The organism is Paenibacillus sp. J31R98 (genome assembly GCF_056269245.1).
In genome coordinates, this window is the sequence record NZ_JBWDNO010000001.1 from 1,549,727 (window position 1) to 1,563,560 (window position 13,834).

The window sequence follows — 13,834 nt, forward strand, 5'->3', positions numbered from 1 at the left end:
TCGCCTGGATGTTAGCGCAGCACCCTGAATGCATTTCGCATCTCATTTACAAAGAGTTCTGGCTGCTCCCACGCCGCAAAATGTCCGCCTTTGTCGAGCTTGTTGTAATAGATCAGATTCGGATAGGCCTTCTGTGTCCAGCTCTTCGGCGCTTCATAAACCTCGTCCGGAAAGACGCTCACGGCAACGGGAAGCTTAACGCCATAGATGCCAAAGAACGGGTATTTATTCTCCCAGTAGAGGCGAGCCGCAGAGATCGGCGTATTCGTCAACCAGTAGAGCGTGATGTTGTCAAGGACATCGTCTCTCGTCAGCCCCTCCGCTTGTCCCTCGAATACCCTTGTGATCATCGCGAGGCTCTTCGCATCATGGTCCAGCATAAAAGCGGCCATGCCTATAGGCGAATCCGCGAGCCCCGTCAGGGTCTGCGGCCGCGATCCCATCATTAAGGCGTAAGCAACATGCTTGTAGAAGAACTCCAGCTGCTCGCATGCGCGTTTTTCTTCGCCTGTCAGACCAGGCGGGCAGCCTTTACCTGCCTGAATCGCCTTCTCAAGTTCGGATGGAACTACAAAAGGCAAGTTGGTGTGAATGCCAATCAGTCCGCTAGGCTGTTGGACACCCATTATTTCTGCTATAATGGCTCCCCAATCTCCGCCTTGCGCCACATACTTCTTGTAACCAAGACGATTCATCAACTCTCCATAGGCACGAGCTATGCGGTCTGGACCCCAACCGGTCGCGGTCGGTTTTCCCGAAAAGCCATAACCAGGCATCGACGGAATGACGACATCGAACGCGTCCAATGCCTTCCCGCCATAGGCTGTGGGATTGGTCAGTGGTTCGATTAGCTTCAGCTTCTCGACAATCGAGCCGGGCCATCCGTGCATGATGATGACTGGCATCGCACCTTCATGCTTCGACCTTACGTGGATGAATTGAATGTCCTCCCCATCGATATTGGTGACGAACATCGGCAGAGCGTTTAATTTGGCCTCAAATTTGCGCCAGTCGTAATCGCTTGCCCAATAATCGGCTAGGTTCTTCATTGTTGCGAGCTGCGTACCTTGTGATTGATCAGGCACCGTTTCTTTGTCAGGCCATCTTGTCGCGAGTATACGCCTTCGCAAATCGGAAAGTTCTGCTTCTGGAATATGTACCTGAAACGGTCGAATGGCTGTCGAATCCGCTTCGGATTCTTGTGGCGCTCCATACGAATTCGCGCTAACCGTCTGGGCTATCGCGCCGAACGTCGTCATCTCTAAGGTTAAGCCTACAATGATAGCCAAACGAAACCAGAACTTGATGCTGTTTGCATTCATTCGTTATTACGCTCCTGACAAAGTTATTGGGGCATCCTTATCACTTAAGTTCCTTCAAATTCGTTATAGTTATCCCACTTTGCCAAATAAACAAAAAAGCCTGTGCTGGAATCAGCCACAGGCAATAAAACGACTTGCTATTAGCGTATCAGACGATGAACGTGTTGATATGCGCGATCATGGCGTCTAATACCGCTTCGAGCGGACTCGTCTCCTTGCGAACCTGTGTAAGAAGAAGACCTCCCTGTAGCGCGGACAGCAGCGCCAACGCGAGATTATTCGGATCCGCATCTGCTCTCAATTCTCCTCTGTCATACATAGAGCGAAGTCCTTTGCGGATAGCGAGCTCCCACTGCATAAATCCGGCTACAAGCTCGCTACGAGCCGCCGGATCTGTATCCGCCAGCGCACTGGCAAGCGAACCAATTGAACATCCTCCCTGGTATTGCCGTTCAATCTGCAGCTTCACAACCGCATTGCGCCATGCTCGAAGTGCCTCCAAGCTGTCCAGATGGCTCAGCAATGGCTCTTGGGCATCCAGCACCTGTTCAGTCTGATACACAATGACCGCCAATACGAGATCGCGCTTCTCCTTGAAATAGTGGTACAACTGGGAGGAGCTGATTTTGGCCCCCCTCTGCACGTCTTCCACGCTCGTACCCGCAACGCCGCGATCAAACATCAGTTTGGCCGCGACGGCGACGATACGAGCTCGAGTCTCTTTTCCCTTCTTCGTCAAGCGCTGCTCTTGTTTTTTGACATCCAATGTATTTTCCATGCATGTAGTATATCAATAATGGATTACTTAATCCATAAATAAACGTCAAAATTAAACTGCCGTTTGTCCACCATCCACGGCAAGGTTAGCACCGTGTATGAAGCTAGCGCGATCCGTCGCAAGGAAAACGACAGCCTCGGCAATCTCATCCGCAGAAGCAGGACGGCCAGCCGGTGCTTGGGCAGCAAGTTGATCAAGACCTTCGCCCATTGCGTCAGTGCCTTCCGTGCGCGTGGGTCCTGGACTGACGGTATTGACACGTACACCGCTTGGACCGTACTCAGCCGCCCATGCTTTGCTAAGCAGATTGATTGCCGCCTTGCTCGAACCGTAAAGACTCATGCCAGTCATTCCGTAATCGGCGAGCATCGTTGATATGTTAACGATTGCCCCCTTGCCACTTTCCGCCATCAGCGGCGCCAGCTCGGCGACTAGAAAATACGGTGCTTTGACGTTCAGAGCGTATACCTTGTCAAAATCATCTTCCGTCGTTTCATGTGTCGGTCCAAACGGGAAGACACCCGCATTGTTGACTAGAATGTCGACTCGTCCGTTACCCAATTCGACCGCGCGTTTTGCCAGGCTTCTTGCGCTCGACGCATCACGAAGATCCGTCTGCACGAAATCTGCCTTACCTCCTGCTGCGCGGATAGCCGCGACAGTCTGATCACCACGGTCTACATTGCGCCCCGCAACCACGACGTGGACACCTTGTGCCGCGAGCTGATTCGCAACTGCCCGACCAATACCGCTTGTTCCTCCAGTAATAAGTGCTATAGGTTGATTCGTTTTCATGTTCATCTATCTCCTCTTTATTTTTTTGGAGTGTTCAATCCAAATTACAAAACTCATACTAACAAACCATTTTTGGATTGTCAAATCCAAAAAATAATTAGAAATAAAAAAACCGATGAAAGTAAATTCATCGGAGTTTGATTTTAAGCCTCATCATTGAGCCATTTTTCTATTACAGAGATGTTGGCAGCATAACTATTAATGGCATTAATAGTTGCAATTACTTGCTCCGTACCCATCAGCTGTTCATTCTCGTCTGTACATTCAATCCATAAAGACCGTCGCAAGTTATATTCAAGCCATCCTAATTTACCAAGGAAACCATTCTCTAAGACAGCCTTCCAGTTCGCATGAAGTGCACCGATTTTCTTGCGATATCCGCTTATAAAAGCTAAGAACCTTTCTTTCTCAACGCCTCCGGTTTCATTCTCAGACCAATAAATAGCCGTTTCAATCATGTTCTGCATCGGATTGATGTAGCCTGAAGCTTCCCAATCAATAAGTACAGGACTACCTTGATTCCACATCACATTCTTAGCATCTAGATCACAGTGGCTGATTACCATATTTGTTGAAAGGGATTCCGCGGCGTGGTTTGCTTGTGCTTCCCATTTGTAGAGCTGATCTACACTTTCATTCAGTAGATTAGCCCATATCGCATTGCTTTGTTGACCTTGCTGCACATACTGACTCCAATCCGTCAGTTGTGTTGAAACGGACTCAAGATTTGGAATACAGAGCTCTGAAAAATCAATCTGATGGATAGCAGCAACAATTCCACCCATTGCCTCGCAGTGAGCAGTTTGAATCTCATTAAGCTTCAGGCTTCTGCCTTCTATCCAGTCGAATACAAGGTAGAATTGATTCTCTACTTCTTGTACTGAAGCTCCATTGAATTGTTTAGCTGGAAGCACAGAAACATGTGCTGCTGCAATATTGGCAATTTGCTCTGAATATATGAAGTTCTGCATGGCTGTAGGCCGAGACATAATTTGAGGATTAAGTGCTTTGATTGCATAGCGTCCTTGATCGGTTTCAAGCCTATACATTCTATGTAACAGGCCCCCTGTTATCGCTTCGGGAGTGCTGATTACTTTACCAAGCTGTAAAGCATGACATAACTTATCGAATTGCAGGTTGTACAGATCGTTACTCATTGATATAGCTCCTAACTCTACCCAATCTGGATAATCGTTAATACATTGCCGTCGTGATCAAAGAAGTCAAACCTGCGTGGCTCGCCATCGCGATAGCCCGTCATTTTGACGCCTCGCTCCTCCAGCTTTGTCCTTACTGCGTCCAAGTCTGAAGCGGCAAAGTTGAAAGGACAATAATTCTGATTCGCGACATAGTCCTTCACCTCGACAAGATGGAATCCGACATTGTCGCCAACAGCCAAACCTGCAAATCTTTGATTCCTCCAACGAACCTCAAGCCCAAATATCTCGCTATACCAATCAATTGCTTTTCCTAAATCACGTACAGGCAAAAACACTGCGTCTATTCGCTCAACCAATTTCTCATTGTGCAGTTCTGACATGGAATCCACCTCATCCTTAAGATTGGAATTATTAACCATAACCAGAATAGCGAATATATGTTCGCTTGTAAATAGATCTTTTAAACATGAACCTCCAAACAGGTCAGCCAGCTGTTACTGGTTGAGCTCTATTAGTTCTGTTACTGTGCGACGATCTGCAGCGATACCAAACACTTGAACTTTGAGTTCTTGCATTAATCGGAATAAATTTCCCCGTTTACCCTCTCGAATCTCCCGTACCTCTTCATATTGAGGCGATCCTTCCATTATTAACACGGCTTTCTTTAGTGACGAATTGGGAAGCATAATCTTATAACTCTCTAATAATTTAGCCTTGGATACGAGCTGATAGTAGGTAGCTATTTCGAGTACACACCGTAATAATGTTTCTTTGTTCTCGTCAATTTTTAACTCAATAATGAATACGGAATCGTCGTGCTTTGACAGTAAATCGATCTTTCCTACCCCTTTGTCTAGATTGCTGCTCTTAAGTGGAATTTGATAATCTAACACTTTACCAAGTCTTCCAAAACGGACGTTCTCCAATCGGCTCCAATTAAATAGCTCAATTGCCAATCGTTCCTCCTTACGATTAGAGTCAATCTGAGGAAGGCTCCCATCATGCGTAGCTACTCGGTAACCTTGTGTACGTTCAATTTCTTGCACACCAGCAAGCACTTGTTTGATTCCCAAGTTTAACAACGTTTCAGAGATAATTTCGGTAAAATGTTCATTGGAATCAGATGACTTACCTCTGTAATTAATGAGTTTGCACTTGTAGAGTTCGTTCACATGGTCTTGAAAGGATAGAATTTCATTCACGATATGAGTCCTGTTGTACATTGAATGAGCTCCTTTATGATTAAATTTCCACTCTGCTTCCTTCACCTAAAAATGCCTCCACGTCATGTAGACTTGGAGGCATCTTGTTGTCATTTCGTATTAAGCTCATATCTCCGTTACTTCACATCACATATACACGTGCCTCGTAAGGCTTTAACGTGCAATTCCGCAGCGCCTCGAACTCTCCTTCTTCGACCGGATAGTTATGCAGCATCAGCAGCGGCTTATCACCGCCGGTGATCTCCGGTGGTAGCTTCAGCTCTGCACTGTCCGCAGAGAAGTTGCAGATCACGAGTGCCTTGCCACTCTCATCGCTGCGAGTATACGCGAAGATCTGCTTGTCGTCCTCGAGCAGCAGCTCATATGCGCCATATACGAATTGCGGATATTCCTTGCGTAAGCGAATCATATCCTTATAGAAATTCAGCACCGAGCTTGGATCCTCCTGCTCGCGCTCCACATTAATCTCCGTGTAGTTCGGATTGACGCCCATCCACGGCTTTCCTGTGGAGAAGCCCGCATTCGGCGCATCCGACCATTGCATTGGCGTTCTCGAATTGTCGCGTCCGCGTGTCCAGACGACCTCCATCACATCCTCGTGCGATCGTCCTTTTGCCGTTTCGATGCGGTAATAGTTCTTCATGCCAACATCATCGTAATCGTCGATGGATTCGAATTTGACATTGGTCATGCCAAGCTCCTGGCCCTGATAAATATATGGCGTGCCTTGCATGAAGAAGTAGCAGACTCCGAGCATCTTGGCGCTTTGCTCCCAATATTCGGCATCATTGCCCCATGTGGATACCGAGCGGGGCTGATCGTGATTCTCGAAGAACAGGGCGTTCCAGCCGCGGTTCTCGAGCCCCTTCTGCCATTTGGAGAGCGTCTCCTTGAGCGCGAGCACGTCAACGCTGCTGCCCTGCCCTTTATCCCACAGCCCCAAATGCTCGAATTGAAAAATCATATTGAACTTGCCATTCTGCTCGTCTACCCACTCATCTGCCTGCTCAATGCTGACGCCGTTCGCTTCGCCAACCGTCATGATATCGTATTTATCGAATGTCCTCTCCTTCAATTCCTTCAGATACGTCTGAATGCCCTCGCGATTCATATGACCTTCGAATGAAGGCACGTAGTCAAGCCCTTCCGGGTTGGGCATATCCGTCAGCCCCGGAATCTTCTTGATATGGCTGATTGCATCCACGCGGAAGCCATCAATGCCTTTGTCGAGCCACCAATTCACCGTATCATACAGCGCATCGCGCACTTCGGGGTTCTCCCAATTCAAATCCGGCTGCCTCACGGAGAAAATATGCAAGTAATACTGCTCCGTCTTCTCGTCATACTGCCATGCGGAACCGCTGAATATGCTCTCCCAGTTATTCGGCTCATGGCCATTCTTAGCGTCTCGCCAGATATACCAATCCCGCTTAGAGCTATCCTTGGATGAGCGGGATTCAATAAACCACGGATGCTCATCACTCGTGTGATTGATGACCAGATCAAGAATGAGCTTCATGCCCCGCGCATGCGTCTCCTTCAATAACTGATCAAAATCGTCCATCGTGCCGAACTCTTCCATAATGTCCTGATAATCGGATATATCATAGCCATTATCGTCATTCGGTGATTTGAAGAATGGGCACACCCACAGCACATCGACGCCAAGGTCCTTCAAATAATCGAGCTTCGAGATGATCCCTTGCAAATCGCCGATACCGTCCCCATTGCTATCCATAAAGCTGCGCGGATAAACCTGATACGCAACCGCTTCTTTCCACCAAACCTTCTTCATGAACAGTATTCCGCCTTTCGTTCATTCGTTTTCCTACCTAGTTCATGCCCACAATTCTTCCCGTACATACCTCGGCCAGATAACAAAGCCGCAAACAAAAAAGCCGCTTATTCAGCGACTTTAAAATTCATCTTATTCAGTTGCCGTCGTAACGCCGAAGCACGATCACGGCGTTATGTCCGCCAAATCCGAAGGAGTTGGACATGCCGATCCGCAGCTTCGCTTCTCTAGCGATGTTCGGCACATAATCCAAATCGCAGTCCGGATCACGCTCTTCTTGATTAATCGTCGGCGGGATGATGCCCTCCCGAAGCGAGTTCGTTAGCGCGATCGCTTCGGCGCCGCCTGCTGCGCCTAACATATGTCCGGTCATCGATTTATTTGCCGTGATCGGTACGCGGTAAGCGTCCTCTCCGAACAACCGCTTGATTGCCCGCGTCTCAGAAATATCGCCTACATGCGTGCTTGTCGCATGAGCGCTAATGACGTCCACCTCGCTCGGCGTTATTCCTGCATCTCGCAGCGCGGCTTTCATCGCGAGATAAGCGCCTGTGCCTTCCGGATGTGTGGCGACGATATGATAGGCATCCGAGCTCGCGCCGTATCCGATCACTTCTCCATAAATCGTAGCTCCTCTAGCGAGCGCATGGGATAACGATTCCAGGATGACGATACCCGCGCCTTCCGCAATGACGAAGCCATCGCGTCCATTATCGAAAGGACGACTGGCACCGGCAGGATTCTCGTTATTGGTCGATAGCGATGTCGCGTTGCCGAAGCTGGCAATCGACAGCTCGGTGACCGCCGCTTCCGACCCTCCTGCGAATAGGACGTCTGCGCCTCCCGATCGAATAAGCCGGAACGCTTCGCCGATTGCCGTGTTACCGATTGAACATGCGGTCACTGGTGCCATCGTCGGGCCGAGCGCGCCATAGTGAATGCTGATCATCGCCGCTGCCATGTTCGCAATCATCATCGGCACGAGTGTCGGACTAACCCTGTCTGGTCCTCGTTCTCGCAGAATGCCGTCTTGTTCAATCAGCGTATTCAGACCGCCTATTCCCGATCCGACATACACGCCTAATCGTTCATGATCGATTGATTCAGCGTTCAACCCTGCGTCCGCCCAAGCTTGCTCGGCCGCCGCCATCGCGAACTGAACGAAGCGGTCCATCCTTCTCGCTTCCTTGCGCCCGAATATCGCTTCGCCGTCGAAATCGCGTACCAGACCGGCAACGCGTGACTTCAACCGGCTCGCATCTATCGTATCAATCTTGCTAATCCCTGATTCGCCTTTCTTCAACCGATCCCAAAAACGTGTCGTTTCATTGCCGAGGGGTGAAATGATACCCATGCCTGTAATGACTACCCGTTCCATTCTACTTCCTCCTTGTAACCGCTCATGAATCGCGCCGTCCTTGCTTACAATCCTATATTGCGCTACTATTTATCCTATTACAAGTTATCGTTTATCCTAGTATAAAGAGTACCAGACTATCCCACTCCATAAACAAGGAGCGATCCTAATATGAACCGCCAAGCCAGACTGCAAGCACTTTCCGAATTTCTTAAGAAGCGCCGCGAGCAGCTGATGCCTCAGACAGTCGGCCTCTCTGCTGGTATACGCCGGCGGACGCCGGGGCTGCGGCGCGAAGAAGTCGCACAGCTCGCAGGCGTGAGCACCACATGGTACACGTGGCTGGAACAAGGCCGCGATATTCAAGTTTCCGCTTCCGTGCTAGACTGCGTAGCATCGGCGCTTCGCCTGACGTCCGACGAACGGAATTACCTCTTCTCGCTTGCTATGGAGTCCGCTAGTGAGCATGCGCCAACCTTGGAGCGAACGCTAGAGATCAATCCCTCTCTTCAACGTATCTTGCAAGAGCTCCGTTACTGCCCGACAATCGTGACGGATCGGAGATTTCGAATCGTCGGCTGGAATGAAGCCGCTTCACGCGTATTTCTGGATTTCGACTCGCTGCATGCGGAAGATCGCAACCTTATCCGATTATTGTTCGAACGTAAGGATTTTCGCCGCCTTGCGGTTAATTGGGAGCATTTTGCCCTCGACTTCCTAGCGATCTTCCGAGCTTACTATGGGCGATATGTGGAGGATGAATGGTACAGCAGCTTCCTATCGGAGATGAGAGAGATATCTTCTGACTTTGATTCCCTCTGGGAGCAAAGCCGAGTCAGTCTCTCGCCAGATATGCTGATCGAGTTCCGCCATGCGGCTGCCGGCAAGATGCTGTTTCAACTGACGTCTTTCCAAGTTCAAGGGGAAGATGACCTGCGCTGCAGCGTGTATACCCCAGCTGCAGATACGAAGACGGAAGCGAAGCTGCGCAAGCTGGTTGATTCGCCTTCGCGTATCTAGCCTTGCAGTAGCTGCCATTGACATTGCCGCACAAAGAAGCTGCCCAAACCTTGGGCAGCTTCTCTTCACTTCCGGTTTATCCTATTTCTGCTCAACTGATCTGTTACGCTTCAGTTTGGGCTCAGAGAGATTCCGATTATCGATAACGACATGAGCATGTGAAGGCGCTGAGATGAGTTGTTCATAGAATGCATGCATCGGTACCCAGAATCGACGGTACCTCTCTTCCACGACCTGTGCCGAACCTACCCAAGCGACATCACGCTGCACAGCTCGGGAAACCATCGTTTCGTTATCTATATCAAGCCAGATGATGAAATCCCAGTGTCCCGCAAGCAACGGATGGAGAAGAAATGCGCCATCTATAATGGCAATATCACTTTCCTCCACATGATGCCACTCCTCAGGCACTTCTTTATCATGGTACGAGTCCCAGAGTGCCGTACGGCATCTTCGGCTTCCATTAGGTCCAAGCGGCTGCAAGACAAGGTCGCTGAACGAACCGTAATCATAGCCTTGATCATAATAAGATTGCGGCGTCCACTCCCCTCGCTGCGAACGATATTTATGCCCCGGACGATGGAAATCATCGATGGAAGACCGAATAACTCCGCGATTAAGTCCACGAACTGCTTCAGCTAACTCATCGCATAGCGTAGTCTTGCCGGCAGCAGAACGTCCTTCAACGGCAACCCTTGTCGGGTGGCTCAAGCTTAAGGAGACGATTTCATTGGCAAGAGCAGTGATCACCGCTTTTCTATGTTCGTTTAGCATAGTCATCAATTCCCCCCAAGTTGCCAGCAATCAAAATTCATTAATCGCCCAAGAGCTTACCACATCCAAAAATTCCTCCGGTGCCTGACGAATCTGCAATTTGTGATAGTCTTCAGCTGGCATGTATTTGCTCAAGATGGGGAGTGACTCCTCCAAGTCGTTCCTTCTGTTTCCGATGACCGGGTCGGATAATAATGCGAATCCAAAATCCGAATATAGCTTGATAGCGCGGTAACTGGAAGGATGCGTATGGAGGTAGACAGGGTAATCTTCTTCACGCAGGTCTTTCATCACTTCAGTCATGATCGCTCTGCCTAATCCTCTGCCTTCGTAGGATTTCAGCACCTTGAACCAATGAACCGTATTAATGCTGTTGTATGCCTTCCAGATAAAGCATGTTCCAACAGGCTCATCATCAGAGTTGCATATAAACTTGCACTTGTCGTAGAACAAATCTCCTTCCCGCGCATACACATCACGGAAGAAATCCGTCATGAAATCATAGTAGTCTCTCGCGGTTTCGGGATCGTCAAAGTGGATTGCCTTCCATAGATCCAGCTCATCTTTTCTGCATGTCCGTACGTGATAACCTGGCGGAACTTCTCCAGTGGCTGATGGATTCAATGCTCTGCACATCATGAATAGGTCCAGACTCGGGATACTCAAGCGATCACATCCAATCGAGAGGATATTTCAAGAATCTTCTCATAAACTTTGCGAGCAGTGTCTTGAGGCGTATCATGGCTGGTATCGAGAGCCGCGATTGGAGGCGTACTAGATGCCTGTCCTTGTTCGATGAACCACCGATTGAAGCTGATCATCCCTTGAATAAACTCCTCGCTGCCGCTGCCTCTCCATGAAGGACGTTGTTTCAGCCGTTCCTCCAGCAAGCTGCTCTCACATACGAGCGCGATATAATGGATTTCGCCAAAATACCGCCTCTCCACGCAATTCTCCAGCTGTTCCGGTGTCGCCGTGCCGCATAATACAACAGGCTTTCCTGCTTGCGCGATATTCTTGGCCATCCGCAGCCACGTTTCCCGGTAATCCCGATAATTCGTTTCCGGCTGATTAAACCGGTTGTCCCACAGGATATCCGATTCCAGTACCACGAAGTCATTCGTCAGCTTAGAGAGATGCAGTACTAAAGTAGATTTCCCGGCTCCACTGGCTCCCGTTACGATAAACAGCGGCAACTGAAGAAACGGATGCGAGTGATCGCATTCTGGGCAGATGGCATAGGCGCTATCTTCTGTTTGCTGAATGCTTTTGTTTACACGGTATTCACCGCAAGCTGGACACACATTGAACATCTATTTCACCTATCCCACCTGATATTTTACAGTGATCGTTGATACATGCTGCTTCTCCAGCCTTTTCCCCTCAAGCTCACATGACTTGATTTTACCATAATCAAGGAGATTGTAATTCAGTTTCTGGTATAGAAAATAATGATGCCCAACACAAAAAAAGATGCCGTACGTATACGGCATCCAGCTGTTAGAAGATCACTTTCTTAAGTCCCCAGTTTAGAGTGGAGATGAACATACAATCCCCAGATAAGCACATATCGGTTACCGGGTATCCCGTAAGCATGGAGCACATAATCACCCGAGATCCAAGCATCTGGAGTCGGTACAGTCCGCGGCTCGAACAAGCGTACACGCCGTTTTTCGTGGACTTTAAGCCATACAGACTAATGCCCTCAAAGCCGTTTAATGTGAAACCGCCTGTCTGATTTCCTTGAACCAGCTTTCCGTCTATCGTCACACCAACCAGTCGGCTTTGAACCACAGATAAGCTGGTAACAGCAGTACCTAGGGGGAACTCTGCTCCAGAATCCGTATAACGGTCGTAGAGGGATATTCCCTGATTCGAGCCGAGAATATAATACTGAGGGGTAAGCAGTAGATCGTATACAGGGATGTTCGGATAAGCAATACTCTTCCAATAAGTCCCGATTTTACACCAAATTCCGTATTCAGTAGCTGCAGCGAAGAATACGCCTTGCCTCACGACTTGGTAGCATGGGATGGTAATATCGGTCGGATACCATCTGTTCGAGTCATAGAAGAATAATCCCTTATTCGTGCAGAGGTAGACAGAGCTGTCAATAATCTGGATTCGGTTTACAATAACTCCGTCAGGAAGCCCTTCATCGACTTGGGCCCATGTATCTTCCTTGCTCTTGCGAAAAATACCTTTGCCGAAAGCGGCCGTGAACATGACATCTGCGCTGGCGGTAATCGATAAAATATCTGGAGATGGACAATCGGTCACATCTGTAACCACTTGAAATGGAGCCACCATCCTGCCACATCCTTACTCGTTATAAATGGTATGTTATGTTACTATCATAAATGATAATGATTATCAATGTCAAAAAGATTCTTGCCTCATCGAATTCAGACAATCCTCGAGTGCCTTATCCCGCGAATAATGGTAAAATGCTAACTTAGAGAACCTAATATTTCAAATTTTGGAGGTAGGCTTGAATATGGCTTCGACATTTGCCTTTATCGGCTCTTATGCTAACGCGAACGATCCCGGCATCTATGCTTGTGCATATGACACACAAACCGGTGTTTTAACTCTGGTCGGTCAAGCGGATAGCCTGCAAAACCCGACTTTCCTTGTTCCTAACGAGACGAATCGGACGCTCTATACCATTAAAGAGGGCAATAATTCCGAAGGGCTCAAATGTGGCGCTGTCGCTGCATTTCGCTTCGATCCAGCAACCGGCAGCTTGCTTAAGTTGAACGAAGCGATCACGCTCCCTGCTACGGCATGCCATATTTCGCTTGATAAAACACGCCAGTTTGCCATGACAGCAAGCTATCACGGCGGTATGATCAGTCTCTCTCCAATTCTCGAAGATGGTGGCATTGGAGAATCGGTCGACATGCAAAAGCATGAAGGTTCAAGCGTTCATCCAGATCAAACGCAGGCGAGAGCGCATTCGGTTATCGTCGACAACGCTGGAAGATATGCCGTTGTGTCCGATCTCGGCATGGATACACTCTTCGTCTATGAATTGGATTTGCCGAACCAACGGATGGTGCTGCGCAATAAGACAACCATTACACCTGGATCGGGACCGCGTCACTTCGTCTTCCATCCGGAGCTGCCCTATGGATATGGCATTAATGAATTGAACAGCACGATCACGGTCTATGCGTATGATGCTGCTGAAGGCCAGCTCCGTGTCGTCCAGACGGTCTCCACGCTGCCGGATTCGTACACTGGGATCAATTCGACGGCTGACATACACCTGTCGCCGGATGGTAAATTCCTATATGGCTCCAATCGTGGACACGACAGCCTCGCAGTCTACAGCGTAGATTCCGCTAATGGACGCATTGAGCCGATTGAATATGCTCCGACGCTCGGCGGTCATCCGCGGAATTTCGCGATCGCTCCTGACGGTCGCTTCGTTCTTGTCGCGAACCGTGATGGCAACAATATCGTCACATTCAGCCGCGACAGCGAGACAGGCAAGCTTCAGCCGACTGGTAGCGAGCTTCATGTTTCTAAACCCGTGTGCGTCCGCTTCTCAGAAATCGTGTAGAACTGCATACCTCGATAAACAAGATAAGGGCAACCACTTATG

Annotated in this window: 14 protein-coding genes; 2 read left to right on the plus strand and 12 right to left on the minus strand. The window is 49.0% G+C overall.

The window, feature by feature from the left end; genetic code table 11:
* Nucleotides 1–11: 11 nt before the first annotated feature.
* From AC0YNX_RS06965 to fabF, 8 genes are all read right to left on the minus strand, one after another.
* A complete protein-coding gene (locus AC0YNX_RS06965; RefSeq protein WP_475814895.1) occupies nucleotides 12–1,322 on the minus strand; it encodes an epoxide hydrolase family protein in 1,311 nt (436 codons plus the stop codon).
* 148 nt (nucleotides 1,323–1,470) lie between these two features.
* Complete coding sequence (locus tag AC0YNX_RS06970) at nucleotides 1,471–2,100, minus strand: TetR/AcrR family transcriptional regulator (RefSeq protein WP_475814896.1); 630 nt, start codon at nucleotides 2,098–2,100, stop codon at nucleotides 1,471–1,473.
* A gap of 51 nt (nucleotides 2,101–2,151) precedes the next feature.
* Nucleotides 2,152–2,895 carry an SDR family NAD(P)-dependent oxidoreductase gene (locus AC0YNX_RS06975; protein WP_475814897.1) on the minus strand — a complete coding sequence of 248 codons (744 nt, stop codon included), beginning with the start codon at nucleotides 2,893–2,895 and terminating at the stop codon, nucleotides 2,152–2,154.
* A 143-nt stretch (nucleotides 2,896–3,038) separates the two neighbouring features.
* Nucleotides 3,039–4,052 (minus strand): phosphotransferase, encoded by a 1,014-nt coding sequence (locus AC0YNX_RS06980; protein ID WP_475814898.1) that lies wholly within the window; start codon nucleotides 4,050–4,052, stop codon nucleotides 3,039–3,041.
* 17 nt (nucleotides 4,053–4,069) lie between these two features.
* On the minus strand, nucleotides 4,070–4,435 hold the full coding sequence (locus tag AC0YNX_RS06985) for a VOC family protein (RefSeq protein ID WP_475814899.1): 366 nt from the start codon (nucleotides 4,433–4,435) through the stop codon (nucleotides 4,070–4,072).
* A gap of 114 nt (nucleotides 4,436–4,549) precedes the next feature.
* On the minus strand, nucleotides 4,550–5,323 hold the full coding sequence (locus AC0YNX_RS06990) for a hypothetical protein (RefSeq protein ID WP_475814900.1): 774 nt from the start codon (nucleotides 5,321–5,323) through the stop codon (nucleotides 4,550–4,552).
* A gap of 76 nt (nucleotides 5,324–5,399) precedes the next feature.
* The gene (locus AC0YNX_RS06995; protein WP_475814901.1) at nucleotides 5,400–7,073 is read right to left on the minus strand and encodes a glycoside hydrolase family 13 protein; all 1,674 of its coding nucleotides are present in this window, start codon (nucleotides 7,071–7,073) and stop codon (nucleotides 5,400–5,402) included.
* Between the two features lie 136 nt (nucleotides 7,074–7,209).
* Nucleotides 7,210–8,451: a beta-ketoacyl-ACP synthase II gene (fabF, locus tag AC0YNX_RS07000; protein WP_475814902.1), complete on the minus strand. Its 1,242-nt coding sequence runs from the start codon at nucleotides 8,449–8,451 to the stop codon at nucleotides 7,210–7,212.
* 150 nt (nucleotides 8,452–8,601) lie between these two features.
* Between fabF and AC0YNX_RS07005 the strand changes: the two genes are divergently transcribed.
* The gene (locus AC0YNX_RS07005; protein WP_475814903.1) at nucleotides 8,602–9,450 is read left to right on the plus strand and encodes a helix-turn-helix transcriptional regulator; all 849 of its coding nucleotides are present in this window, start codon (nucleotides 8,602–8,604) and stop codon (nucleotides 9,448–9,450) included.
* An 81-nt stretch (nucleotides 9,451–9,531) separates the two neighbouring features.
* Here the strand turns inward: AC0YNX_RS07005 and AC0YNX_RS07010 are convergent, their stop codons facing one another.
* From AC0YNX_RS07010 to AC0YNX_RS07025, 4 genes are all read right to left on the minus strand, one after another.
* A complete protein-coding gene (locus tag AC0YNX_RS07010; protein WP_475814904.1) occupies nucleotides 9,532–10,224 on the minus strand; it encodes a nucleoside/nucleotide kinase family protein in 693 nt (230 codons plus the stop codon).
* Between the two features lie 30 nt (nucleotides 10,225–10,254).
* Nucleotides 10,255–10,890: a GNAT family N-acetyltransferase gene (locus AC0YNX_RS07015; protein ID WP_475814905.1), complete on the minus strand. Its 636-nt coding sequence runs from the start codon at nucleotides 10,888–10,890 to the stop codon at nucleotides 10,255–10,257.
* Nucleotides 10,887–11,537 carry a P-loop nucleotide/nucleoside kinase family protein gene (locus tag AC0YNX_RS07020; RefSeq protein WP_475814906.1) on the minus strand — a complete coding sequence of 217 codons (651 nt, stop codon included), beginning with the start codon at nucleotides 11,535–11,537 and terminating at the stop codon, nucleotides 10,887–10,889. Before AC0YNX_RS07020 ends, AC0YNX_RS07015 begins: the two co-directional genes overlap by 4 nt.
* 187 nt (nucleotides 11,538–11,724) lie before the next feature.
* Complete coding sequence (locus AC0YNX_RS07025; RefSeq protein WP_475814907.1) at nucleotides 11,725–12,534, minus strand: hypothetical protein; 810 nt, start codon at nucleotides 12,532–12,534, stop codon at nucleotides 11,725–11,727.
* A gap of 187 nt (nucleotides 12,535–12,721) precedes the next feature.
* Between AC0YNX_RS07025 and AC0YNX_RS07030 the strand changes: the two genes are divergently transcribed.
* Nucleotides 12,722–13,792, plus strand: a complete 1,071-nt coding sequence (locus AC0YNX_RS07030) for a lactonase family protein (protein ID WP_475814908.1) — start codon at nucleotides 12,722–12,724, stop codon at nucleotides 13,790–13,792.
* Nucleotides 13,793–13,834: the final 42 nt, after the last annotated feature.

Bases quoted from the DNA above. Each gene is read 5' to 3' on its own strand.
- AC0YNX_RS07005 (WP_475814903.1), top strand. From the start codon at position 8,602: ATGAACCGCCAAGCCAGACTGCAAGCACTTTCCGAATTTCTTAAGAAG.
- AC0YNX_RS07030 (WP_475814908.1), top strand. From the start codon at position 12,722: ATGGCTTCGACATTTGCCTTTATCGGCTCTTATGCTAACGCGAACGAT.
- AC0YNX_RS07020 (WP_475814906.1), bottom strand. From the start codon at position 11,537: ATGTTCAATGTGTGTCCAGCTTGCGGTGAATACCGTGTAAACAAAAGC.
- AC0YNX_RS07010 (WP_475814904.1), bottom strand. From the start codon at position 10,224: ATGCTAAACGAACATAGAAAAGCGGTGATCACTGCTCTTGCCAATGAA.
- AC0YNX_RS06980 (WP_475814898.1), bottom strand. From the start codon at position 4,052: ATGAGTAACGATCTGTACAACCTGCAATTCGATAAGTTATGTCATGCT.
- AC0YNX_RS06985 (WP_475814899.1), bottom strand. From the start codon at position 4,435: ATGTCAGAACTGCACAATGAGAAATTGGTTGAGCGAATAGACGCAGTG.
- AC0YNX_RS06965 (WP_475814895.1), bottom strand. From the start codon at position 1,322: ATGAATGCAAACAGCATCAAGTTCTGGTTTCGTTTGGCTATCATTGTA.
- AC0YNX_RS06975 (WP_475814897.1), bottom strand. From the start codon at position 2,895: ATGAAAACGAATCAACCTATAGCACTTATTACTGGAGGAACAAGCGGT.
- AC0YNX_RS06995 (WP_475814901.1), bottom strand. From the start codon at position 7,073: ATGAAGAAGGTTTGGTGGAAAGAAGCGGTTGCGTATCAGGTTTATCCG.
- AC0YNX_RS06970 (WP_475814896.1), bottom strand. From the start codon at position 2,100: ATGGAAAATACATTGGATGTCAAAAAACAAGAGCAGCGCTTGACGAAG.
- fabF (WP_475814902.1), bottom strand. From the start codon at position 8,451: ATGGAACGGGTAGTCATTACAGGCATGGGTATCATTTCACCCCTCGGC.
- AC0YNX_RS07025 (WP_475814907.1), bottom strand. From the start codon at position 12,534: ATGGTGGCTCCATTTCAAGTGGTTACAGATGTGACCGATTGTCCATCT.